Origin of the sequence: Ancylomarina subtilis (assembly GCF_004217115.1) — a bacterium.
Taxonomy (GTDB): domain Bacteria; phylum Bacteroidota; class Bacteroidia; order Bacteroidales; family Marinifilaceae; genus Ancylomarina; species Ancylomarina subtilis.
Genome location: NZ_SHKN01000001.1, coordinates 1,973,890 through 1,997,667, shown reverse-complemented (window position 1 = coordinate 1,997,667; position 23,778 = coordinate 1,973,890). Strand labels below are relative to the sequence as shown.

Sequence of the window (23,778 nt, the reverse complement as noted above, 5' to 3'; positions counted from 1 at the left end):
GCTGTAATCATTGTCGATTGCAGCTCTTTTTGTATTTCAGTATCTAGAGATCTAAAGAATAAAGTCAATCATTAATTAATCTTTAAGTTTTTCGACCTTTCGCCTTTTTTGACTCTTTAATAACTTGTTTCATCAATTTTAACCTTGCCGCTAAAGGTTTTGTATACAAAAAAGGTATAACCTAAAACCAAAGGTGTACCAATTGCGACAATAATCATCATAATTTTTAATGATTTTAAGGATGAGGCCGCATTGTAAATATCAATATTATTTTCAGGGCTTATTGATGAAATCAGTAGGTTTGGATAGACTTCCAGAGCACAAAGCAAGAGCATAAAACTGATACAAAGTGATGAGAAAAGAAATGCCTGAAGGTATTTTTTCTTATGTGTCAATCGTGGAATATTAGCAATGCTTAATACAACCAGTACTGGTAAAATTAAACTCGCTGGCATTGTCATGAGTTTATCACTCAAGTGAGGTGCGTAAAGCAAGGTATATACCGAAGTGAGTGCAAAAACGGTGATGAAAGCAGCCATGGCATACTTTTGCAAAACCGCCAGGCGTTCGTACAATTTACCTTCTGTTTTCAATAGCAAATAAATGGCACCGTGTGACATAAACAGACTTAAACTTGTCAATCCCATGAGTATGGAATATGGGTTTAGAAAGCTAAGCAAAGCGTCGCCATTGTAGTTGTGGTTGGCATCTATAGAAATCCCCATCAAGACATTGCCCAATACCACGCCTAAAAGAAAACCCAGCATGATACTTGAAAAGCTGTAGACCACATCCCAAAGTTTTCGCCACCATTTCATTTCTTCCTTCCCTCGGAATTCGATGGATACTGCACGAAAGATGATGAAAAATAAAAAGAGCATAAATGGGGTGTACATGGCTGAGAGTAAACTGGCATATGCAATAGGGAATCCTGCAAATAAGGCACCCCCTCCAATAACCAACCAAACCTCGTTACCATCCCAAACGGGACCCACTGCATTCATAGCGATACGACGGCTTTTTTCTTTTCTTAGGAACAAGTGCCAGGCACCCGCTCCAAAATCAAAACCATCCAATATGGCATAGCCCGAAAAAACACCACCTACAACTAAAAACCACCAGGTTTGATAATCCAATCCGAATAGAGTTTCCATATGTTTATATTATATGTCCTGTTCCTTTCAAAAGGATTAGGACGTGAATTATAATTTGTGTTTGGAGTCGGTTGTTTGCTATCAGATATTCTTTGATCTTAGCTTAACCGTTCTCCTTTTCACTTTAGTTTTTAATAATTACTTCTTCAATGCCTTTTGTTAAAGGGCGATTTTCAGAATCATGTTCATCGTAAGGTCCGTGCTGTATCTTTTTGTTTAGGATATAGATAAATAAAACAAAAAGGAGTGCATAGATAAAGAAAAACATGATCAGTGAGAACCATATTTGATTAGCTGAGACCGCTTGTGAAAAGGCATCTGAAGTTCGGAGCAAGCCATAAACCACCCAGGGTTGTCTTCCCATTTCGGCAGCAAACCACCCTGTTTGATTGGCAATTTGAGGTAAAAAGACTGCGAAAACAAATGTGACAAGTAGCCATTTTTGTTCGAATAATCTGCCTCGCCACCAGTAAAAACAGGCTATGAGAGTAAGACCTATGAGCGCCATGCCAATAGCCACCATAATGTGATAGAATTGGAAAACGGCGTTGACTTGTGATGGTTGATCTTCTTTTGGAAATGCATTTAGTCCGGTTACAGGAGCCTCAAAATCGTAATCCAGTAGAAAGGATAGACCTCCCGGAATTTTTATACCGCTGACTTCTTGTTTGTCCTGGTCGACCCAACCCATAATATACATATCGGCAGGTGCACTTTTTTCGTAATGACCTTCCATTGCAGCAAGCTTGGCAGGCTGGTTTTTTGCAACCCCTTCAGCTGATTTATGTCCTGTTGCCAATTGGCTTAATGAGAGGATAGTAGCTGCCACTAAAGCAATTTTAAATGCTTTTTTCGAGATCTCGATATGTCTGCCTTTTACCAAATAGTAGGCGTGTACACTTAGAACCAGAAATGCTCCTGCAAGCAGAGCCCCCAACCAAACATGGGAAATTCGATCGACGCTGGATGGGTTGAACACCATTGCCCAGAAGTCTGTGACTTCAGCACGGGCATTCATACCTTCACCTACGATGTGATAACCAGCAGGCGTTTGTTGCCACGAGTTGGCTACTACGATCCAAACAGCTGAAAACATTGAGCCAAAGAAAACTCCAATAGTTGAAATTAGATGCACTTTTGAACTGACGCGATTCCATCCGAAAAGAAGAATTCCCAGAAAACCACTCTCCAGAGCAAAGGCAAAAATCCCTTCGGCTGCCAGAGCTGATCCGAAAATATCACCTACATATTTTGAGTAGATGGCCCAATTGGTTCCAAACTCAAATTCCATGACGATGCCTGTAGCAACGCCAATTCCAAAAGTTAGCGCAAATATTTTGGTCCAAAAGCGGGCCAGTGTTTCGTACACTTTTTTTCCAGATCGAACATACATGCTTTCGAAAATCACCATCATCATTCCCAAACCAATACTAAGTGGCGGGTAGATATAATGAAAGGCAATGGTGAAAGCGAACTGGATACGAGCTAATATTTCTACGTCCATGATTTATGTTTTAATGCCCTATGTCGTGGGCTAGTTTTGAATATTGATTAAAACAAGCTTTAAAAAATAATGATTATTGAGACAAAGTTAATCTTTTGATTTTGTTGTAATCATTAAACTTCTATATTTTATGTAAGAGAAAATTGATTGCACTATTGATTTTACTGATGATTTAAATGGGAAAATGAGTCTATGGATGAAATTCACTGATTGATATCATTTTATCCATATTGCTTCACCAGTGTATTTGTAGGAGAATTCAGGTGTCGAAACAGGTGCAAAAAAAAAAGCACTTAATAAAAGTGCTTTAGAATTTTTTTATCCAAAAGAATGTTGGATTATTATTTGATACGGCGATTATCTTTATCGCTAAAACGATACATCATTAAATCGTAGGATGGAATTGCTTTTACTTTCAATTTAACCTTGTAGGTTGATTGCCATTGACGACGCAATGTTTTAAAGAAACCTTGATTGATATAAGAAGCAACAAAAGGATGTACTTTAAGAATTAATTGTTTTTCCTGAGAAGTCTCTACCAGGCTTGCCAACTGATCTTCAATTTGATCGGTAAGTAATACTGCTGGTGAAATTTCACCTGTACCCTGGCAGGTTGGGCATTTCTCCAGAACGGCCACATTCATTTCCGGACGGACACGCTGACGGGTAATTTGCATCAGACCAAACTTACTTAATGGTAAGATATTGTGTTTGGTACGATCCTTACTCATCATTTCTTTCATCTTCTCGAAAAGCTTATGACGGTTTTCGGCAGAATGCATATCGATAAAGTCGACAACAATAATACCTCCCATATCACGAAGTCTCAATTGACGAGCAACCTCCTCGGCAGCGGCCAAATTGACTTCAAGTGCATTGGTTTCCTGATCGTTTCCGGCTTTAGAACGATTCCCCGAGTTTACATCAATAACGTGAAATGCTTCGGTGTGCTCGATAATCAGGTAAGCTCCACTTTTAAATGAAACTGTTTTCCCAAAAGAAGATTTGATTTGTTTATCGATACCCAACTGGTCGAAAATTGGAAGTTCACCTTTAACGTGCTTCACAATTTTCTCCTTCTCAGGCGCAATGCTGGAGATATATTGTTTGATATCGGCTGCAGCTGCAGCATCATTCACATAAATATTCTCGAAAGAGGAGTTTAGAATATCTCGAAGAATAGCTGTGGTACGATTCATTTCACCCAATACCAGACTTGGAGGATTGATATCGCGAATATTCAAGAATGAATTTTCCCAACGTTCAATTAAGCCACGTAGTTCTTTGTCGAGTTCAGCAACTCGTTTACCTTCTGCAACAGTACGTACAATCACACCATAGTTTTTAGGCTTAATGCTTTGTAACAATTGCTTCAGGCGGCTTTTTTCTTCGGTAGATTTTAATTTTTGGGAAATTGAGACCTTATTGGCAAAGGGCATCAATACAATATTACGTCCTGCCAGTGAGATTTCTGAACACAAACGTGGACCTTTAGTCGAAATAGGTTCTTTGGCTACCTGAACAAGAATGTATTGTCCGGATTTTAAAACATCGGTAATTTTCCCATTTTTATCGATATCTTCTTCCAATTTCATTTTAGAAATGGAAATGCCTCGGCCTTTTCGGGCTATAGCCTGTTGTAAAAATTTGTTTAAAGTGAGAAACTGATGTCCCAAGTCCAGATAATGAAGGAATGCATCCTTTTCATATCCAACATCCACAAAAGCGGCATTTAAACCAGGCATGATTTTTTTCACTTTTCCCAGATAAATATCGCCTACTGCAAATTGTATATTACTTTTTTCTTTGGAAACTTCTACCAATTGCTTGTTGTCAAGCAAAGCAATTACAATTTCGTTTGGTTGTACATCAATTACAAGTTCGTTACTCACTTGAAAACTCCTATATTAAATTCAAAAAATAGTTAATTCTTACAAATAGATAAACCTAAAGTACTAAAAAGTTCTTTAGGTTTATACATTATACTCTTACTAATAAGCGTGATAAGAATTATTTCTTCTTATGACGATTTTTTCTTAATCTCTTTTTACGCTTGTGCGTAGCCATCTTATGTCTTTTTCTCTTTTTTCCGCTTGGCATAACTTAATATATTAAAATTTGTTTTTAAAGTCTGAGACTACTTTACGTTTGTTTTTACTTTACTTACGAAAGTCTTCGCCGGTTTAAATGACGGAATAAAGTGCTCAGGAATAATAATAGTTGTGTTTTTAGAAATGTTTCTTGCAGTTTTCTCTGCTCTTTTCTTAACGATAAAACTTCCAAAACCTCTTAAATACACGTTTTTACCTTTAACAAGTGAACCTTTGATAGTGTCCATGAAGGCCTCAACAGTTTTCTGTACTGTAATCTTCTCAATTCCCGTGTTCTTAGAAATTTCGTTAACAATATCTGCTTTAGTCATCTCTTAAAAATTCTTTAATTATCAATTATATACAACAGTTTTTTCTCAAAATCAGACTGCAAATATATATGATTTCTCTTTATTAAAGAAATCGAAAGCACTATTTTTGTGTGAAATATCAAAAAAAAAAAAAAGCGTAACAATCTATGTCTATGCTCAATAGAGAAATTATAAACTGGTACGAGTTCAATAAGCGTGATTTGCCTTGGCGAAATACCACAGATCCATACAAAATTTGGATTTCAGAAATCATGTTACAACAAACTCAAGTTGTTACAGTTGTTGACTACTATTACCGTTTTATTAATCGATTTCCGACGATTAAGGATTTGGCTTTTGCCGATGAAAATGAGGTGCTCAATCTGTGGCAGGGGTTGGGGTATTACTCTCGGGCACGTAATTTGCATCAGGCAGCAAAGTCGGTTGTTGCGGATTATAATGGTGTTTTTCCTGATTCTTTCGAAGAGATATTGAAGTTGAAAGGCATTGGTGTTTATACGGCATCGGCTATAGCTGCTTTTGCATTTCATTTACCTCATGCGGCTGTTGATGGGAATGTCAACCGGGTTTTGTCTCGTATATATGGTGTTTCTGAGTCGACAAATTCTCCGAACGGAAAAAGAGTGTTTCAATCTTTGGCTGAAGAGCTGATGTCAGATGCGCCTCCGCATATCTATAATCAGGCTATTATTGAGTTTGGTGCTTTGCAGTGTACTCCTAAAAATCCATCCTGTGATTCCTGTCCTTTGCAAGTTCAATGTTTTGCTTATATAAATAAGCAACAGGATGCGTTTCCTGTGAAAAAGAAAAAAGTGAAAATAACGGATCGATATTTTTATTACCTCTTTATATATAGTGACGATCAATTTTTGTTGCAACAACGAGGTGATCGAGATATCTGGAGAAAATTGTTTGAATTTCCCTTAATCGAGGCTAATAATAAACTAGAATTAGTAGATTTGATAAAAACTAAAGAATGGCTTTCAGTTTTTAAGGATTCAAAACTTGAGATAACAAATCATATAAGCAGGAAAGTACATAAACTGAGCCATCAGAATTTGCATATTGAGTTCGTTCACATTAAAGTTGAGACTAGTGATTTGAATAAGTTTGAGTCTATTCTTTTGGTTGATAAAGAGTCTGTTGCTGGTTATCCGATGCCTAGGCCAATTGAAATGCATTTGGCTAGTTTGTAAATGTTATGTGAATAAAAATATTTTTATCTCGATAAAAAAGTTTATAACTTTAGTGTTGTTAACTAAAAAATAGATGATATGTCAGTAAATAAAGTAATTTTGGTTGGGAATGTAGGTGCAGACCCAGAAGTTAAATACCTTGATAACGGTGTGGCTGTTTGTAATATTCGTTTAGCTACAAGTGAATCTTATACTCGTAATGATGAGAAAGTAACACAAACCGAATGGCATAGTATTGTAATGTGGCGTAAATTGGCTGAAATAGCTGAGAAATATGTCAAAAAAGGATCTCAATTGTATGTTGAAGGTCGTTTAAGAACCCGCACATGGGAAGATCAGGATGGTAAAAAACGTTATACGACTGAGATTTTTGCCGATAACTTCCAGATGTTGGGCCGTCGTTCCGAAAATGACACTGTTGAATCTGAGGCCAAACCTCAAGCTGCAGTTACCAATACTGCTGAAGAGGAAACGGATGATTTACCATTCTAAAATATTGTTGAACTAGATTATTGAATGTTGGAAACCAACGATTTGTTACTGATATTGAACAATTTTGATATTGTTTTTAAACCTCTTAGCTTAAGTATCATTGCTGAACTCTGCGCAATGGTACTTTTGTTGTTTTTTTCTGCAATGATTTCGGGTTCCGAAGTTGCAGTGTTTTCTCTTTCGCCTAAAAATATTAGAGAGATTGAAGATGCACAAACAAACAAAAGTAAAAAGCTACTCAAGCTTTTGAGAATGCCTGAGAAATTGTTGGCAACAATACTTATTGCAAACAATTTTGTGAATATTGCAATTGTCATTCTGTCAACTTATATTACCTCTTCGTTGTTGGATTTTAGTCAGGCCCCAACAGTTGGTTTTGTTGTTCAGGTTGTTGTGGTCACCTTCATGCTTCTTTTATTTGGTGAAATTATACCCAAAGTGTATGCTGCCCAGTATGCTCTCCGTTTTTCTAAATATATGGCTCTGCCTTTGATTTTTTTAGAAAGAGCTTTAAGTCCTTTAGGAAGTGTTTTGGTAAATTCAACTTCATTTGTCAATAAGCGAATTTCGAAGAAACAGAATATCTCAATGGATGATCTTTCACAAGCATTGGAGCTTACTGCTGATGAAATGAGCGAGGAGATTGAGATCCTTGAGGGGATAGTGAAATTTGGGAATATCAATGTAGATGAAATCATGAGGGCCCGTGTGGATGTGGTTGCTGTTGATATTCGGACCAGTTTTAGCAAACTTAAGTCTATAATTATTGAGTCGGGATATTCTCGAATTCCTGTATACGATGGGGCTTTTGATAATGTTCGGGGTATACTCTATGTGAAAGATTTGTTGCCACACCATCATAAACCCAATACTTTTAGATGGCAATCTTTAATTCGACCTCCCTATTTTGTTCCTGAGACAAAAAAGATTAGTGATCTTTTGGAAGAGTTTCAGACCAAGAAGAATCATATGGCTATAGTGGTGGATGAGTATGGTGGAACCTCAGGCATAATTAGTTTGGAGGATATACTTGAGGAAATTGTTGGTGATATTACAGATGAACTGGATGATCAGCAGGATTTCTATACCATTGAAGAGGATGGATCCTATCTTTTTGAAGGCAAAACTTTGTTGAATGACTTCTTTAAGTTGATTGATATTGAAGATGATTTTTTTGATAAGATAAAAGGTGATGCCGATACTTTGGCGGGGCTGATCCTTGAGATAAAGGGGGAAATTCCGCAAAAGAAAGAGGTTTTTACCTATCATGGTTATGAGTTTATAATCGAAGCTGTAGATAATCGTAGAATCAAGAAGATACGTTTCAAACTTCCTGAAAAGAAGAAAAAAAAGCCTTGATTCTGACATCTCTTTTTTAATTCGAAGCAATAGACGTGTGAGTTTTACTGAAATTTATGCAAATTGCAGCACTATTTATTTAAATCGTATTTTATATGCTTAGGCATTCCCGAATTATAATTTTATCCCTTTTGGTTGTTTTTGCTTGTTTGCCTATGTCTTGTAGAGAGAAGGCTATGCCGAAACCTCGAGGTTATTTCCGTATTGATTTTCCTGAAAAGAAATATGAAATATGGAATCAGAATTACCCCTTCAGTTTTGAATATTTAAAAGGGGCTCGGGTTGTGGAAGACAAGAGCAGACTTGCCGAGAAATATTGGTTGAATGTACAGTACCCCGAGTATAATGCGATTTTGCATTTGAGTTATAAAGAGGTTAATGAGAATCTTGAGAAATATCTCGAGGATTCGCACCTGTTGGTTTACAAACATGCGATAAAGGCTGATGCAATTGATGAAAAGAATTACATCGATAAGCAGAATAATGTTTTTGGTTTGGTCTACCGCATACAAGGGAATGCTGCCTCTTCAGTTCAGTTTATTGCAACGGATAGTGTGAAGCACTTTCTTAGGGGGGCACTTTATTTTAATACGCATCCCAATCCCGATTCACTAGCTCCGGTTATTCAATATATCGATAAGGATATCGTTCACTTAATGGAAAGTCTAAAGTGGGAGTAATTTTTTGTGATTCATATTTCTTGAGATAAATTCAGATGCCATTAGTTAAGCACATACATATTAATGAAACATGTCAGTTGGCGATTTGGAAAATTACCGAAGACTTGTCTGTACTGCAGAATGCCGTTTGTTTAAATGAATCGGATAAAGATAGATGCGATAGTTTTGGCAGCATAGCTCGGAAAAAGGAATATCTTGCTACGCGTATTTTAGTGAGGACGCTTCTTGGCGAAGGGATTGTTATAAAGAACAATGCTGATGGAAAACCCTATTTGATCAATTCTGATTTGGATATTAGTATTTCTCACAGTAAAGATTATGTTGGGATAATGGTGGGAAAAGGTCACGATTTGGCTCTTGATATCGAATATCTATCCGAACGTGTCTTTAAGATTACCAAAAGATTTATGAGTGAGGATGAAATGTCTCATTTGTCAGAAATCAACAAGCAAGTTCATATTTATCAACATTGGTGTGCTAAAGAATGCTTGATAAAATTATATGGAAAAAAGGATGTTCTTTTAATTGATGAACTAAAAATACATCCTTTCTTACCTGATCAAGTCAAATTCTCAGGGGAGGTGATTCGTCCTGATTTTTCAAAGAAATTTAACTTTCAATACGAAACTTTCGACTCCTATTTAATGGTTTGGTGTTGCCAAAAAAGAGACTAATCGATTAATCCTTCTATGGGTTTGCCCTGACAGCCCGATGGTGGCGTAATTCTTAAGAATGAAGATAGGGTTGGTACAATATCTTCAATATCCAACTGTTGGTTAAGCGCCTGATTTTTTATTTTCCATCCATACCAAAACAAAGGAACTCTGTTTGATTGACTGTATTGAGCCACGAGGTCTCTTTCATCTTTTATTTGATTGATCCAGCCTGGTTGTAGGGTGATGATTACATCTCCCGATCTCTTGTGGTTGAAAGAACGCTGAATTTTATTCATAATACCATGGCTGTAATTCGATTGTACAAAGTGATGCGCTGGAATAGCCTTGGCTACACCTGAGAATTGGACTAAAAATTTTGCTGCTTTTATCTGAACATCTTCAATAGAAAGATTCGAATCTTCGATGAGTTTATGGTTTAGAAAGATTTGTTGTGAATCGTATCCTAAGATCCATTGTCCGGCGCCATAGCTTATATTGAAATATGATTTTAACAAAGCGATTGCGTTATATGAACTGAAATATCCATGGGGAATGTGAAGCTTTTCAAGATCAGATTGAAGGAAACTGGCTGGTTGATCTGCAGTTACAAAGAGTAAAACGTTATCCATACCAACTTGTTCATCAAGAAATGTAATTAAGTCCTCAATGTTTTTATCCAATCTGGTTACGCAGTCAAGCATTTCAGGTGAGTATGGTGAAAATACACGGTGGTTATTCCCCAAACATGAAAAATTGATTGTGATTAAATCGCAATCGTCATCCTTACCTAGGTTTTCGTTAATAATGGTTGCGGCAGCAAAATCTTTGACCAAAAGATTTCCCGCTGGATAATTCTGTAGGGCATAATACCCAAGTTTCTTTTTTTCTTTTTTTAGGTCATAGTAAAACTGATCAATCAGTTTTAGTTTTGCTTTTATAATGTCTGTGGAACTTCCATTATCTTCTAAATCTTTAGGAACCCAGGCTTTTTCAAGGTATATATTGGGTAAATCTGTTGCGTTAAAATCGTTTACCCAATTGAATAAGGTGTTCTGGTAATAGGATGAACTGATAAATTTCCCTTGAATACCATCGAGCCAATATGCGGCATCGGCAGCATGTCCAGCAGAAAAAATTGCAGATTCATTATTCAATGAAACCCCAATAACTCTGGATTTTGGGTTGTTTAATTTCATGATGTCACCAAGGGTAGGGGCCATGAGTTTGTGAGGCGATTTTGAGACAATTGTATCTGCTATCCCCAACTTTCGATATCTTTTGTCATAGGTTGAAGCCTCAGCAGTTTCTGAAATTCTATTGAACCAGGCATGAGAGATGATCCCGTGATATGCTGGCGGGGTTCCCGTATATATTGTTGCGTGATCGACACCTGATTGTGAATAGGCGTAATTGTATTTTGTATTAGCACTAAATGCGCCGTTTTTAATCAATTTATTGAAGCCTCCATCGGAGAAGAGATGTGAATATTTATCGAAGTAATCGCTACGCAAGTGGTCAATAACAATTCCAACTATAAGCTTGGGCTGCTTAGGTGTTGGTTGATATTTTGATTCAGATTGACTGACTTGAGCACTTACTTTCAGAAAGCTAAAAGTAATAATGAGAAAACTTAAACAGGTCTTTTTAATAGTCATAGTTGTCGGAAGCTGTATCGAATAAAATTATAAACAGTTTAGAATATGATGACCGAGATAAACGGTTGTATACTCTATTGAAACGCGAATTTAATAATTAGTCGTGTTTGAAGTATAATTTGTAATTGTTTAGATGTTTGGACAAAGATAAAAATATTAAGAAGCTATATTGAAATAAATTAGAATTTCAGGGGCGTTTCTGATGTCAAAAAAAAAGCTGTCTCAAGAGACAGCCTTTAAAATATATTTTCAAAGAAAGGTTTTATACGTTGAAACGGAAGTGCATGATATCACCATCCTGAACCACATATTCTTTACCTTCTACATTCATCTTTCCTGCTTCTTTACAAGCCGCTTCGGATCCTAGTCGCGAGAAATCTTCGAATTTGATAACCTCGGCACGGATAAATCCCTTTTCAAAATCAGTATGAATAACTCCGGCAGCTTGTGGCGCCTTAGCACCTTTAGGATAAGTCCATGATCTCACTTCCTTTACCCCTGCTGTAAAATAGGTTTCAAGATTAAGAAGGTTAAATGCTGCTTTGATTAGTTTGTTTACGCCTGGTTCTTTAAGACCTAGATCTTCGAGGAACATCTGTTTTTCTTCGTAAGTTTCCAGTTCAGCAATGTCAGCTTCGATACCTGCACCAACAACAAGAACTTCAGCGTTCTCATCTTTTACAGCTTCTTTTACAGCTTCAACGTGAGCGTTTCCTGTTGTTACAGAAGCTTCATCAACATTACAAACGTACAAAACGGGTTTAGTCGTTAAGAGATGTAAATCTTTTGTTACGAGTTCTTCAGCCTCACTTAATTCTACTACACGAGCAGATTTTCCTTGCATCAAAACGTCTTTGTAACGTTCTAAAACATCAGCCAAACGTTTTGCCTCAGGGTTTTTACCAACTTTTGCAAGTTTAGCCGCTTTTTGAAGTCTGGCTTCTACAGTTTCCAAATCTTTCAACTGCAATTCCATATCGATGGTTTCTTTGTCGCGAATTGGATCGATACAACCATCAACATGTACAATATTGCCATCTTCGAAACAACGCAATACGTGAATAATCGCATTTGTTTCACGAATATTTGATAAGAATTTATTTCCTAAACCTTCACCTTTACTTGCACCTTTAACCAGACCCGCAATATCCACAATTTCCATTACTGAAGGTTGTACCCTTTCTGGCTTAACCAATTCAGTCAATCTAATCAAACGGTCATCAGGTATAGTAATTACACCAACATTTGGCTCGATGGTACAAAAAGGGAAATTAGCCGATTGTGCTTTAGCGTTCGACAAACAATTAAACAAAGTGGATTTACCAACATTAGGTAATCCTACGATTCCACACTGTAATGCCATGTTATATTTTATTTATTAATTAGCTGTGTTTCAAAAAATCTGTGCAAAAGTACATTTAAAATTTCGATGTGCCAATTTTCAGGATTTATCTCATTAATATTTGTTAAATGCTTGCTAAGAATAGTAATGTGATTCAGTTGGTATTTATAATTTCATTAGTTTTACAGTATGGGTTTCAATATGTATATAAAGTTTAGTCTTTCCTTCATTTTTATTCTTGCATCTTTTAATATGGTTATTGCTCAAGAGCCTAACTTTAGTAAATATGTAGCGATTGATCGGCAGGTTAAGCAAACACCTGATAGCTTAACTAATAATATTTTATATCTGCATCATTATCTAGATTCTATTGGTAGTAATGATCAAGAGAAAATAAGAGCTTTTTATATGTGGATCATAACAAATATCGAGTATGAAGATCAGGTAGAGCTCTTGTTTGACAAAAATATACTATTTTATATGGGCTCTAATAATTGTTCTTCACCCGTTTGTGTTTTAAAAAAGAAGAAAGCTGTTTGTGAAGGCTTTTCTAAACTGTTTCAATTCTTCTGTCAGCAATCGGGAATTGAAGCCTATTCCATTGGGGGATATATTTCGAAAAGAGGTGCTTTTCAGGACAGGGCAACACATTCGTGGAATGTGGTTAAAATGAATGATGAATGGCGCTTTTTTGATTTGACCTGGGCTTATGCAATATTGGAACATACCGGCATTAAGCGCACAACCAATGAGTTTTATATGGTTTCGCCTGATGAATTTATTTTGAGTCATTTGCCATTGATACCTATGTGGCAATTTCTTGAATCTCCAGTACCTATGAGTGTTTTTAATATGGGGGATGAGAGAATAAAGGAGTATTTAACTCAGAAAAAGCCTTACTACAATTATCAGGATAGTCTGAAAAACTACAATCAACTTTATCCTGCTGAGCGTAGTCTAAAAAACGCACACGAGATTTATCTGACAAATCCTTCTAATAAATTCAACCGGGCTCTCGAATATTTTCGATACGCACGAATTGTTTTGAATTCTCAAAGTTCACTTGAGATGAAAGATATCAAAGAACTGATTAAAGCAAGATATCGGATTAAAATTGCGATGATTTTATTTCGTGAAACACAGGATGTCTCGTCTCAACTTATGTTTTTACAGGCACAGGATGTGCTTCTTCTCCTTGAAAACTGGATTCAGGTTACACGGTCTAAAAACAAAATATAGTGGTAAACCAGGAGGCTTATCTTAGGCTCTTTTTTAGAAATTGATTTTCAAAAGCGAATCGATTGGTTTTGATTTGAAATTTTCAGGGATTGAAAACGATTCTTCGCTGAGCTTCTTTTTGGAAGCGTGATCCATTGTTATAGTCCATTTTTCGTTGTCGTGAAAGATGATAACTTTCATTGGGAGTCCATTTTTTCGAACTTTCATGTAGCTATCCAAATTAAAATAGGGCGCAATGCCTGAGTGAAAAAAGAAGGCTTCCAGAAAATCTTTGAAGTCGTTCATATTCCATCCCATATGGAGGAGTATGTTTTCTGCGATCCAGATTTCTTCCACGACCTTTCCGGAGTTCAGAACCTCGTATTTCCGAACGGCGTAATCGCCAACTGAAGTGAAATTTGGAGTGCTTCGAATATTAAAATGATTGAAAATACTATAGTCTGGAATCAATGGATTTTTACCCGTCCGACGATTAATCATTTCCTCAATATGTTTTCTGTCTAAAGAATTCATATTTCTTAAAAATGAGACATCGTTGATAATAAAATCATTTTCAGTTTGCATCTTGATTTTTATTGTCGCGTGTGAAAAATCCTTTATTTCTCCTGACCAGTATATGTTTTCGCTGGGGTTGACACAATAGATTTTTTTTGTTTCTGAATTATAGAGGTAAGTCCTATCCTTGGTCACGATTTTCATATTGTGACCCATTATATAGATTAAAGTTCGACTTTGTTTTTCTCCACTATCAACATAGAATTTAACCACCCAGGATGGCGTATTCGTAAAAGATCTAATTGCTAAAAACAACAAGATTAAGGCAGCAGATATGTATATGATTTTTTTTGTCATTCGTCAGAAACATAAATCTAAAAGCTAGATCAAATTTACGATTTGATTTTACATATGAGCGCTTATGATGGGATATTTTTCTTGAAATGAGATGTTTTGAGGTATTTATTTAATTTTTGCTATATTGATCGGGTTAACCACTCTTGCGTTTGAGGAATTAAGTCTAATATTTAATTTTTCAGAAAGCTTATTTATAGAAACTTTGCCAATCCCCTAACATTTTGAACAGATTATTAAAATATAGCCTCTTTTTATTTATAAGCCTGATGACACTTCAGGCCTTTTCTCAGAAGATAAAGACCGTTAAAGAGAAAACTCGCATACTTTTTATATTTGATGCTTCTCAAAGTATGAACGGACGATGGGAGAAATCAAAGAAGATTAATGTCGCCAGAGATTTTTTGATTGAGATGATTGATAGTCTTGAGTTTGAGCACAATGTTGAGATGGCTCTTCGTGTGTATGGGCATCAGAGTTCATTCCCTCCTCAAGATTGTGAAGACACAAAATTGGAAGTCCCTTTTTCTCCTGATAATGCCGTAATTATTCGTCAAACACTTCGTTATATATCTCCCAAAGGAACAACTCCAATTGCATATTCACTTGCTCAGGCAGCTTATGATTTCCCGAAATCGAAAGAGTTGGTGCGTAATATTATCGTTTTAATTACTGATGGTGTGGATGCTTGTGATGGGGATCCTTGTGCTGTTTCGGACGAGTTGCAGAAAAATGGCATTATTCTAAAACCCTTCATTATTGGAATTGGTCTGGATAGAAGATTCCAAAAAAGTTTTGAATGTGTTGGAGAATTTCTTGAAGTTAGTAGGGAAAAGAATTTTGGAGGAACTTTGCATTATGTAATTTCTCAGGTTTTGGATAAAACCTCAATGCAAGTGAATTTATTAAATGAAAAGGATGAACCCCAAGAGAGTGATGTTCCGATGAGTTTTTATAATCACACCACAGGAAAATTGCGTTATCAATATATGCATACAATGAACTCAATGGGGTTGCCTGATACGCTATTTATTGATCCGCTTATTTCGTATGATATCACTGTTCATACGCTTCCTAAATTAGAGATGGATAGTGTTAGAATTGAACCGGGTAAGCATTCCGTTATTAGTTTTCGAGCTGTTCAGGGAAAATTAAAAATCAACTCTTTAAGATCTGGTCTGCTGAAAAATCTGAGATGTTTGGTTAAAAAAGATGGGGATATTATCAATGTTCAGGCTGTTGATTATCCTCAAAAGTATTTGATAGGGACCTATGATTTGGAGCTATTAACCCTTCCGCGTATTAAAATAGATAATGTGAAGATAAAGGCTTCAGAAACAACTTCAATAGAAGTGCCTCTCCCAGGTTCGGTAACAGTTTTTAAACCCACATATGGGCCTTGTGATTTATTTACAAAAATAGATGGTAAAATGATATGGGTCTGTGCTCTTGATAGTCGGATATTGCGTAAAACCCTGACGCTTCAACCTGGGAATTATCATTTGGTATTCAGGAGTAAAACGGTGCATTTATCGCATTACACCAAGAAACGATCCTTTGTAATTCGCTCAGGTAGTTCTGTAACGGTTCGACTTTAAAATCTGAAGGAATTGGATGATATAAAAGGATTCATTTTCGTTAATTCCCCAATTTAATCGATCAGTAATCTAACGATCTATTGTTTACCTCATATAAAGTCCTCGTTCTCTCGGGCTAACAATCTAGCTGTCTATTAGGTTATACATTTTAAGAATGTTCATTCTTAATTTCAATGAGTCTGCAATAATTTTCACGGCCCTTGATAATTTTCGTATATTTGCGGGCATTAAATAAAATCTGAAGCAGATTTTTTAATCATCTAAAAAACTCTTGACTAGAATGGAGCCAAAAGAAATGGACAAACAAGTGGAATTATCGGTAACTGATATGGCATCGGATAATATTCGAATACTTTCAGCTGCTATGGTTGAACAAGCAAAATCCGGACACCCTGGTGGTGCGATGGGTGGAGCTGATTTTGTAAATGTACTCTTCTCGGAATTCTTAAATTTCGACCCAAGTGATATGAAGTGGGCGAATCGTGATCGTTTCTTCCTTGATCCAGGTCATATGTCACCAATGTTGTATTCTATTTTAAGTCTGACAGGCAATTACAGCATGGATGATTTGAAAAATTTCAGACAATGGGGCAGTGTTACACCAGGTCATCCTGAAGTTGATCAGGAAAGAGGTGTTGAGAATACATCAGGTCCATTAGGACAAGGACATACAATGGCAGTTGGTGCTGCTATTGCTGAGCGTTTTCTAGTTTCTCGTTTCGGCGAGTGGATGGCTCACAAGACTTATACATTTATCTCTGATGGTGGTATTCAGGAAGAGATTGCTCAAGGGGCAGGTCGTATTGCAGGAACTCTTGGATTGAGTAATTTGATCATGTTCTATGATTCAAATAATATTCAATTATCAACAAAGGTTGAGGAAGTTACTTGCGAAGATACGGCTAAGAAATACGAAGCCTGGGGATGGTATGTGATTACAATCAATGGTAACGATTCGAATGAAATTCGTGCGGCTCTTAAAGCTGCAAACGAAGAAACTGAGCGTCCAACATTGATTATTGGTCAGACTTTAATGGGTAAAGGTGCTGTTGATATTGATGGATGTAGCTTTGAAAATATGGTATCGACTCACGGTCAACCATTAGGGGCTGCTGGTGCATCTTTAGCGAAAACTATTGAGAATCTTGGTGGTGACGCCGAGAATCCTTTCCAAATTTTCCCGGAAGTTCAAGCTTATTACAAGGAAGTTTTGGCTAAAAAACAAGCTGCTGCTGCTGCTAAAAAAGCGGAGCAGGCTGAATGGGCTAAAGCAAATCCTGAATTAGCAGCTAAACTTGAAGGTTTCTTAAATATGGAAGCTCCTGAGATCGATTATGAAGCAATTGCTCAAAAGTCGGGTGTTGCAACTCGTGCTGCTTCTGCAACTGTATTAGCTGAATTGGCTAAGAAAGTTGACAATATGATCGTTTCATCTGCTGACTTAAGTAACTCAGATAAAACAGATGGTTTCCTAAAAAATACAAAAGCATTAGTTAAAGGCGATTTCTCCGGAGCATTCCTTCAGGCAGGTGTTGCTGAATTGACTATGGCTGCTATCTGTAATGGTATTGCCTTACATGGTGGGGTTTGGGCTGCATGTGCAACCTTCTTTGTATTCTCTGATTATATGAAGCCAGCAGTTCGTCTGTCTGCTTTAATGCAAGTTCCTGTAAAATATATCTGGTCACACGATGCTTTCCGTGTAGGAGAGGATGGACCAACTCATCAGCCAATTGAGCAAGAAGCTCAAATTCGTTTGATGGAACAAATCAAGAATCACTCTGGAGAGATGAGTCTTTTGGCTCTTCGTCCTGCTGATGCTTTGGAAGCTTCTGTAGCGTGGAAAATGGCTATGGAAAATACAAAGACTCCAACAGCTCTTATCCTATCTCGTCAGAATATTAAGGATCTTCCTTCAAAAGGAAACCGTTACCAGGAAGCTTTACAAGCTGAAAAAGGAGCATACATTGTTGAGCAACCAACTTCAACTCCTGATGTGGTTCTTTTGGCTAGTGGTTCTGAGGTTTCAACACTTGTAGCCGGAGCTGAACTGTTACGTGCTAAAGGAAACTTAAATATTCAGATTGTTTCTGTTATTTCTGAAGGTTTATTCCGTCAGCAATCTGCAGAATATCAAGCTGAGGTTCTTCCTGCAGGAATTCCAACTTTAGGTTTGACCGCAGGTTTACCAGTAACCCTTCAAGGATTAGTTGGTGCAAATGGTAAATCAGTAGGTTTAGATCATTTTGGTTATTCAGCACCAGCAAGCGTGTTGGATGAGAAATTTGGTTTTACTGCTGAAAATGTTGTGAAAGAAGTTGAAGCTCTTTTAGCATAGGGTTCTCAATAGCATAATAAATTAAAGATCCGAAGTCGAAAGGCTTCGGATTTTTTTGTGCTCTACTTTATTTAATTGATTAATTTTACAAAAATAAAATTGACATTAAACCAATTGGGAATTGTGATGTCAAAGGATTATTCCTCATATGAGGAGAGAGCCAAGATTTGTGGCATATTTTAAAGTTAAAATTAATGGTATCCAAGTCAGACGATGAAATATTAGAGTTGTTTCGTGATGAAACAAGTAAAGAGGAGGCTTTTGGACTTTTGCTTAAGAAATATCAGGAACGTTTGTATTGGCAAATTCGAAAAATTGTAATTTCCCACGATGACACCGACGATGTTTTGCAGAATACCTTTGTGAAGATATGGAAAGGGTTGGGGAATTTTCATTCTCATTCTCAGCTTTTCACATGGATGTATCGTATTGCAACCAATGAATCTTTAAGTTTTCTTAAAGAAAAACAGCGTAAGAATTTCGGATCGGCAAATGGTGATGTTGAGGAATTGCTATTGGCTAATTTGGAGAGTGACCCCTATTTTGATGGGGATAACGCTCAGATAGAATTACAAAAAGCCATTATTCAGTTGCCTGAAAAGCAACGATTGGTTTTTAATATGAAATATTTTGATGAGATGAAATACGATGAAATTTCAGCTATTCTTCAAACTTCAGTGGGCGCGCTTAAAGCCTCATACCATCATGCGGTTAAGAAAATTGAGGTTTTTTTGATTTCCAGAGAAGTTTGATTAAACCATTGTGTTAAAAACCAGTCCAATAGGTGTTGTATTTCGATTTACAGAATTGAAAATAAATTGAGCAATTATGAAAAAAGAGAATCCATATAAAGTTCCTGAGAATTATTTCGATAATTTAGGAGAACAGATCAAGGACAAAATTAAAAAGGAGGAAGGCTTATTTAAGGATGAACCAGAGAAGAGATCTTTAATGATTCAGCTTAAGCCCTATATGTGGATGGCTGCCAGCATTCTGACATTAGTGATTGCTGCTCGTCTTATTTTATCGGTATCAATCTCACCAGAATATAAAATTTCATCAACTAATGGTGGTATATCACAAACAACTGAATCTATTGATTCTACAAGTCCTGAAAAAGATGTCATTTTCTTTGATGATTTAACCGAGGTTAGTTCTGAAGATATCATAGATTATTTGTCAGAAAATGATATTGATACGGATGTTTTGTTAGCAAATTTATAGGTTTAAAGTAATACGATTAATCATGAGCAAATTCATAAGTTTTCTATCCATACTACTTTTATATACTTCTTTAGTTGTGGCACAAGGTCACAAAAGAAATATTTCACCCGAAATGAGAGCCAAGTTCGAGGCTCAAAAGATTTCCTATATCACGCAAAAGCTTGATCTCAGTCCTAAAGATGCTCAGCAGTTTTGGCCCTTATATAATGAGATGCAAAAAAAGAATCAGGCAATTCATGATGAGTTCAGACAGCTTTTTAAAAGTTTAAAAAAAGATTCGCTTAACCTTTCCGAAAGTGAGCTTAGTCGGATAAGTGACAGGATAGCAGATCTTAAAGTAGAAGAAGCTAAAATGGAACGGGAGTACCATTATAAGTTCAAAAAAGTGATCACTGCAAAGCAAATTCTTGATCTGCATTTGGCCGAGAGACAATTTCAAGGGATGTTGATTCGTAAATTAAAAGGTCATGGTCAGGGACATGGGAATGGAAACCGAAGATAGGTGGCAAAGAAATATTATAACTACGCCTCTTAAGTTTTAAACTTAAGAGGCGTTTTTATATCAAGTAATCCGTGTTTTTTGATATAATATCTTTGGCAAAATTGTGTTTATCCTTTCTATGGTGTGGATAAACTAATTTATCTTTTATAAATGCTTTTTCAGCATAACTTTCTTTAATTTTGGATTCTTAAATATAAATGACAAAATGTGTATTAGAGTTTAACGATACTCTTATTACTCAGACCTACTAACAAAAAAATAGTTTGAAATGAAGAAAATTTGGGGTTTAATGTTGTGCCTTCTGTCGGCTACAATATTGTTTGCCGAACCAAGTGAGCAGTGGATACGTCATGCTGCAATTTCTCCTAATGGAGATCAAATAGCCTTTACTTATAAAGGTGACATTTATCTGATTTCATCAGAAGGGGGACAAGCTAGAAATTTGACTTTTCATGAAGCTCATGATTATATGCCTGTCTGGAACCATGCGGGAACCAAAATAGCTTTTGCTTCGGAACGCTACGGCAATATGGATGTTTTTGTTATCGATGTAAAAGGTGGAGAACCAACTCGATTAACTTATCATTCAAGAGATGAATCTCCGTTTACGTTTACTGCTGATGATAAAAAAGTGATTTTTGGTGGACAACGTCTGGATACAAAAGAGCATCGCCAGTATAATACGGGTTCACAGCCTGAGCTTTACCAAGTGGCTGCTGAAGGTGGTCGTGTGGAGCAAGTCTTTACGATTCCAGCTGAAGAGGTTCAGGTTCGTAAGGATGGTAGAGAAATGGTATATATCGATAAAAAAGGTGGTGAGGATTATTTTCGTAAGCACCATAAATCAGCAATTACCCGAGATATTTGGAAATATGATGTGGTAACCGATACGCACTCACAAATTACAACATTCGAAGGAGAAGATCGTAATCCCATCTATTCAACAGACGAGAAAAGCCTTTATTATCTTAGTGAAGAAAGTGGCTGTTTCAACGTTCATAAATTGAATATTGAGGATCCATCAATCAAAGAACAAATTACGGCTTTCAAGATGCACCCTGTGCGTTATTTAAGCATGGCGAATAATGGAACGCTTTGTTATACGCACAATGGGGATTTGTATACAAAGGCTGAAAATCAAGAGGCTAAATTGGTTAAGGTTGAGGTTCGTTCAGAGTCTCGTCACAACAATATGAAAGTATTACCCATTTCAGGTAATATTAAGGAGATGGTAATTTCGCCTAATGGAAAAGAAGTCGCTTATATTGTGAGAGGTGAGGTTTTTGTTTCTTCTGTTGAGTCAAAAATGACAAAACGAATTACCAATACGCCTGCTCAAGAGCGATTTGTGAGTTTTTCACCTGACGGGAAAGCTATTATGTACTCAAGTGAGCGCGATGCGAAGTGGGGTATTTATCAAACCAAACGAGTGAACGAAAAAGAGCCTTATTTCTTTGCTTCAACCCTATTGAAAGAGGAAAAAGTTGTTGTTAATGATCATGAAAACTATCAGGGAAAATATTCTCCTGATGGAAAAGAGATTGCATTTATTCAGGATAAGAAAACGCTTCGAATCTATAATTTGGAAAAGAAAAAGAGCCGAACTTTGATGACCCCTAATGAATTATATTATATGGACGATGGTGATCAGTATTTCCAATGGAGTCCGGATAGTAAATGGTTATTGGTTTCTTACTCGCCAACTATGGCGAATGATGAGGCCGTATTATTAGCTGTTGATGGTTCAAAGGAGATGATTAATCTGACACAAAGTGGTTATGGTGATTACGCTCCAATCTGGGTAAATGAAGGGAAACAAATTCTATGGTTTAGTAACAGAAATGGACTTCGTTCTCAGGCTAATTCCGGAGCGAAGCAAATGGATGTTTATACGCTTTTCTTAACGAATGATGCTTGGGATAAATTCCATATGAGCAAAGATGAGTACAAGCTTTGGAAGGAAATTAACGATAAAGAGAAGAAGGACAAAGAAGAGAAGGAGAAGAAAAACTCGGATAAAAAAGACAAGAAGAAAAAGGGCAAAAAAGAGGATAAGAAAGAAGAGCCTAAAGTCAAAGATCTAAAATTCGATTGGGAAGGTCTTCAGGACAGAAAAGAGAGATTGACAATTCATTCGTCTAAATTGGGTGATGCGGTTCTGTCTAAAGATGGAGAAGATTTGTATTACCTTGCTAAATTTGAAAAGGGCTATAACCTTTGGACAACAAAATTGCGTACAAAAGAGACTAAGATGTTAATGTCTCTGGGTGCACGTTCGGGTAGTTTGCAGTGGGATAAGGAGATGAAAAAACTTTTCTTATTGTCAGATGGTCATATTTCAACAATTGATGTTAAATCAAAAGAGAAAAAATCAATTCCCACTAGTAGCGAAATGCTTTTGGATTTAGCTGCCGAGCGTCAGAACATGTTTAATCATGTTTGGAAGAGGGTGAAATCAATGTTTTATATATCAGATTACCATGGTATCGATTGGGATGCTCTTAGAGTCAATTATCAAGCTAAATTGGGATCTGTTGGAAATGATTTTGAATTTACCGAGTTGTTATCTGAAATGCTTGGTGAACTGAATGTTTCTCACTGTGGTGCTCGTTATTATGGAAGTATGAGCGGTGGAGATAAAACAGCTTCTCTGGGAATTTTTATTGATTACGGCTATAAGGGGCAAGGACTAAAAATCACAGAGATTATTAAGAACGGACCTCTTGATAAGGAGCATATCAATATTAAACCCGGTATGATTATCCAGCATATCGATGGTGTGAGTATAGATGGCAATGTTGATTTTGCGAAATATTTGAATAGAAAAGCCGGACAATTAACCCTCCTACATGTTTACGATCCTGCAACTAAAAAATATCAGGACATAACAATGAAACCTATTTCTCTGAGAGCCGAAGGTAATTTGTTGTATGAGCGTTGGGTGAAACAAAACGAAGCTGATGTTGAAAAATTGAGTAATGGTCAATTAGGCTATGTCCACCTTCCTGGTATGAACGATGGCAAATATCGTGATACATACGATAAGGCTATGGGGAAATATTTCGATAAAAAAGGATTGATTGTTGATACGCGTTTTAATGGCGGAGGTGACCTTGTTGGGGATCTTTCGATGTTCTTAACCGGAGTGCGTTTTATCGATTACGCCGTTGAAGATAGAGTATTAGGTTTCGAACCTAGTTACCGTTGGACTAAGCCAAGTGTTGCATTGGTTGGTGAAGCACAGTATAGCGATGGTTCTTGTTTTGCCTGTGGTTATCAGGATTTGGGAATTGGAAAGATGATTGGTATGCCAGTTCCTGGTACTTGTAGTTTTGCAGGCTGGGAAATGTTGCAAAATGGAAATGTACTGTGGGGATCTGTTCCAGTAAGTGCTAAAAATAAGAAAGGCGAATGGATGGAGAACAATCAGACTATTCCTGAAATCATCATCAAAAATATGCCTGGTAAGATTGATAAAGGCATTGATCAGCAACTTGAAGGTGCTATTGAAGATTTATTGAAAACAGTAGAGTAGTTTAATTCTATTCTTCGATATATAAGGCTGTCC

General features: G+C 36.6%; 19 protein-coding genes. 12 read left to right on the top strand and 7 right to left on the bottom strand.

Features of this window, described 5'->3' with window-relative positions; all coding sequences use genetic code 11:
* Positions 1 to 116: 116 nt before the first annotated feature.
* The 4 genes from cydB to EV201_RS08035 all read right to left on the bottom strand — a co-directional run bounded on the left by cydB (position 117) and on the right by EV201_RS08035 (position 5,080).
* Positions 117 to 1,154 (bottom strand): cytochrome d ubiquinol oxidase subunit II, encoded by a 1,038-nt coding sequence (gene cydB / locus EV201_RS08050; protein ID WP_130307086.1) that lies wholly within the window; start codon positions 1,152 to 1,154, stop codon positions 117 to 119.
* 124 nt (positions 1,155 to 1,278) lie between these two features.
* A complete protein-coding gene (locus tag EV201_RS08045; protein ID WP_130307085.1) occupies positions 1,279 to 2,658 on the bottom strand; it encodes a cytochrome ubiquinol oxidase subunit I in 1,380 nt (459 codons plus the stop codon).
* 341 nt (positions 2,659 to 2,999) lie between these two features.
* Complete coding sequence (locus tag EV201_RS08040; RefSeq protein WP_130307084.1) at positions 3,000 to 4,550, bottom strand: Rne/Rng family ribonuclease; 1,551 nt, start codon at positions 4,548 to 4,550, stop codon at positions 3,000 to 3,002.
* Positions 4,551 to 4,795: 245 nt separating this feature from the next.
* Entirely contained in the window at positions 4,796 to 5,080 is a 285-nt protein-coding gene (locus tag EV201_RS08035) for an HU family DNA-binding protein (RefSeq protein WP_125030273.1), read from the bottom strand.
* Between the two features lie 152 nt (positions 5,081 to 5,232).
* Between EV201_RS08035 and mutY the strand changes: the two genes are divergently transcribed.
* From mutY to EV201_RS08010, 5 genes are all read left to right on the top strand, one after another.
* A complete protein-coding gene (gene mutY, locus EV201_RS08030; protein ID WP_165389620.1) occupies positions 5,233 to 6,276 on the top strand; it encodes an A/G-specific adenine glycosylase in 1,044 nt (347 codons plus the stop codon).
* Positions 6,277 to 6,354: 78 nt separating this feature from the next.
* A complete protein-coding gene (locus EV201_RS08025; RefSeq protein ID WP_130307082.1) occupies positions 6,355 to 6,768 on the top strand; it encodes a single-stranded DNA-binding protein in 414 nt (137 codons plus the stop codon).
* Positions 6,769 to 6,792: 24 nt separating this feature from the next.
* The gene (gene gldE, locus EV201_RS08020) at positions 6,793 to 8,127 is read left to right on the top strand and encodes a gliding motility-associated protein GldE (protein ID WP_130307081.1); all 1,335 of its coding nucleotides are present in this window, start codon (positions 6,793 to 6,795) and stop codon (positions 8,125 to 8,127) included.
* Positions 8,128 to 8,222: 95 nt separating this feature from the next.
* Positions 8,223 to 8,807, top strand: a complete 585-nt coding sequence (gene gldD / locus EV201_RS08015) for a gliding motility lipoprotein GldD (RefSeq protein ID WP_130307080.1) — start codon at positions 8,223 to 8,225, stop codon at positions 8,805 to 8,807.
* Between the two features lie 35 nt (positions 8,808 to 8,842).
* Entirely contained in the window at positions 8,843 to 9,481 is a 639-nt protein-coding gene (locus EV201_RS08010) for a 4'-phosphopantetheinyl transferase family protein (RefSeq protein WP_130307079.1), read from the top strand.
* Here EV201_RS08010 and EV201_RS08005 read toward each other — a convergent pair.
* Entirely contained in the window at positions 9,478 to 11,118 is a 1,641-nt protein-coding gene (locus EV201_RS08005) for an alkaline phosphatase family protein (RefSeq protein ID WP_130307078.1), read from the bottom strand. The genes EV201_RS08010 and EV201_RS08005 overlap by 4 nt on opposite strands.
* Positions 11,119 to 11,380: 262 nt before the next feature.
* Positions 11,381 to 12,481 carry a redox-regulated ATPase YchF gene (gene ychF / locus EV201_RS08000; protein ID WP_130307077.1) on the bottom strand — a complete coding sequence of 367 codons (1,101 nt, stop codon included), beginning with the start codon at positions 12,479 to 12,481 and terminating at the stop codon, positions 11,381 to 11,383.
* 180 nt (positions 12,482 to 12,661) lie between these two features.
* Here ychF and EV201_RS07995 point away from each other — a divergent pair, with 180 nt between their 5' ends.
* On the top strand, positions 12,662 to 13,699 hold the full coding sequence (locus tag EV201_RS07995; protein ID WP_165389619.1) for a transglutaminase domain-containing protein: 1,038 nt from the start codon (positions 12,662 to 12,664) through the stop codon (positions 13,697 to 13,699).
* Positions 13,700 to 13,732: 33 nt separating this feature from the next.
* Here the strand turns inward: EV201_RS07995 and EV201_RS07990 are convergent, their stop codons facing one another.
* On the bottom strand, positions 13,733 to 14,551 hold the full coding sequence (locus tag EV201_RS07990) for a hypothetical protein (RefSeq protein WP_130307075.1): 819 nt from the start codon (positions 14,549 to 14,551) through the stop codon (positions 13,733 to 13,735).
* Positions 14,552 to 14,772: 221 nt separating this feature from the next.
* Here EV201_RS07990 and EV201_RS07985 point away from each other — a divergent pair, with 221 nt between their 5' ends.
* From EV201_RS07985 to EV201_RS07960, 6 genes are all read left to right on the top strand, one after another.
* Positions 14,773 to 16,146: a vWA domain-containing protein gene (locus tag EV201_RS07985; RefSeq protein ID WP_130307074.1), complete on the top strand. Its 1,374-nt coding sequence runs from the start codon at positions 14,773 to 14,775 to the stop codon at positions 16,144 to 16,146.
* Positions 16,147 to 16,426: 280 nt separating this feature from the next.
* Positions 16,427 to 18,484 carry a transketolase family protein gene (locus EV201_RS07980; protein WP_242610465.1) on the top strand — a complete coding sequence of 686 codons (2,058 nt, stop codon included), beginning with the start codon at positions 16,427 to 16,429 and terminating at the stop codon, positions 18,482 to 18,484.
* 194 nt (positions 18,485 to 18,678) lie between these two features.
* Positions 18,679 to 19,236 (top strand): RNA polymerase sigma factor, encoded by a 558-nt coding sequence (locus EV201_RS07975; protein WP_130307073.1) that lies wholly within the window; start codon positions 18,679 to 18,681, stop codon positions 19,234 to 19,236.
* Positions 19,237 to 19,312: 76 nt separating this feature from the next.
* Positions 19,313 to 19,708 carry a hypothetical protein gene (locus tag EV201_RS07970; RefSeq protein WP_130307072.1) on the top strand — a complete coding sequence of 132 codons (396 nt, stop codon included), beginning with the start codon at positions 19,313 to 19,315 and terminating at the stop codon, positions 19,706 to 19,708.
* 22 nt (positions 19,709 to 19,730) lie between these two features.
* On the top strand, positions 19,731 to 20,210 hold the full coding sequence (locus tag EV201_RS07965) for a Spy/CpxP family protein refolding chaperone (protein ID WP_130307071.1): 480 nt from the start codon (positions 19,731 to 19,733) through the stop codon (positions 20,208 to 20,210).
* Between the two features lie 268 nt (positions 20,211 to 20,478).
* Positions 20,479 to 23,745: a S41 family peptidase gene (locus EV201_RS07960; RefSeq protein ID WP_130307070.1), complete on the top strand. Its 3,267-nt coding sequence runs from the start codon at positions 20,479 to 20,481 to the stop codon at positions 23,743 to 23,745.
* The last annotated feature ends 33 nt before the right edge of the window (positions 23,746 to 23,778 follow it).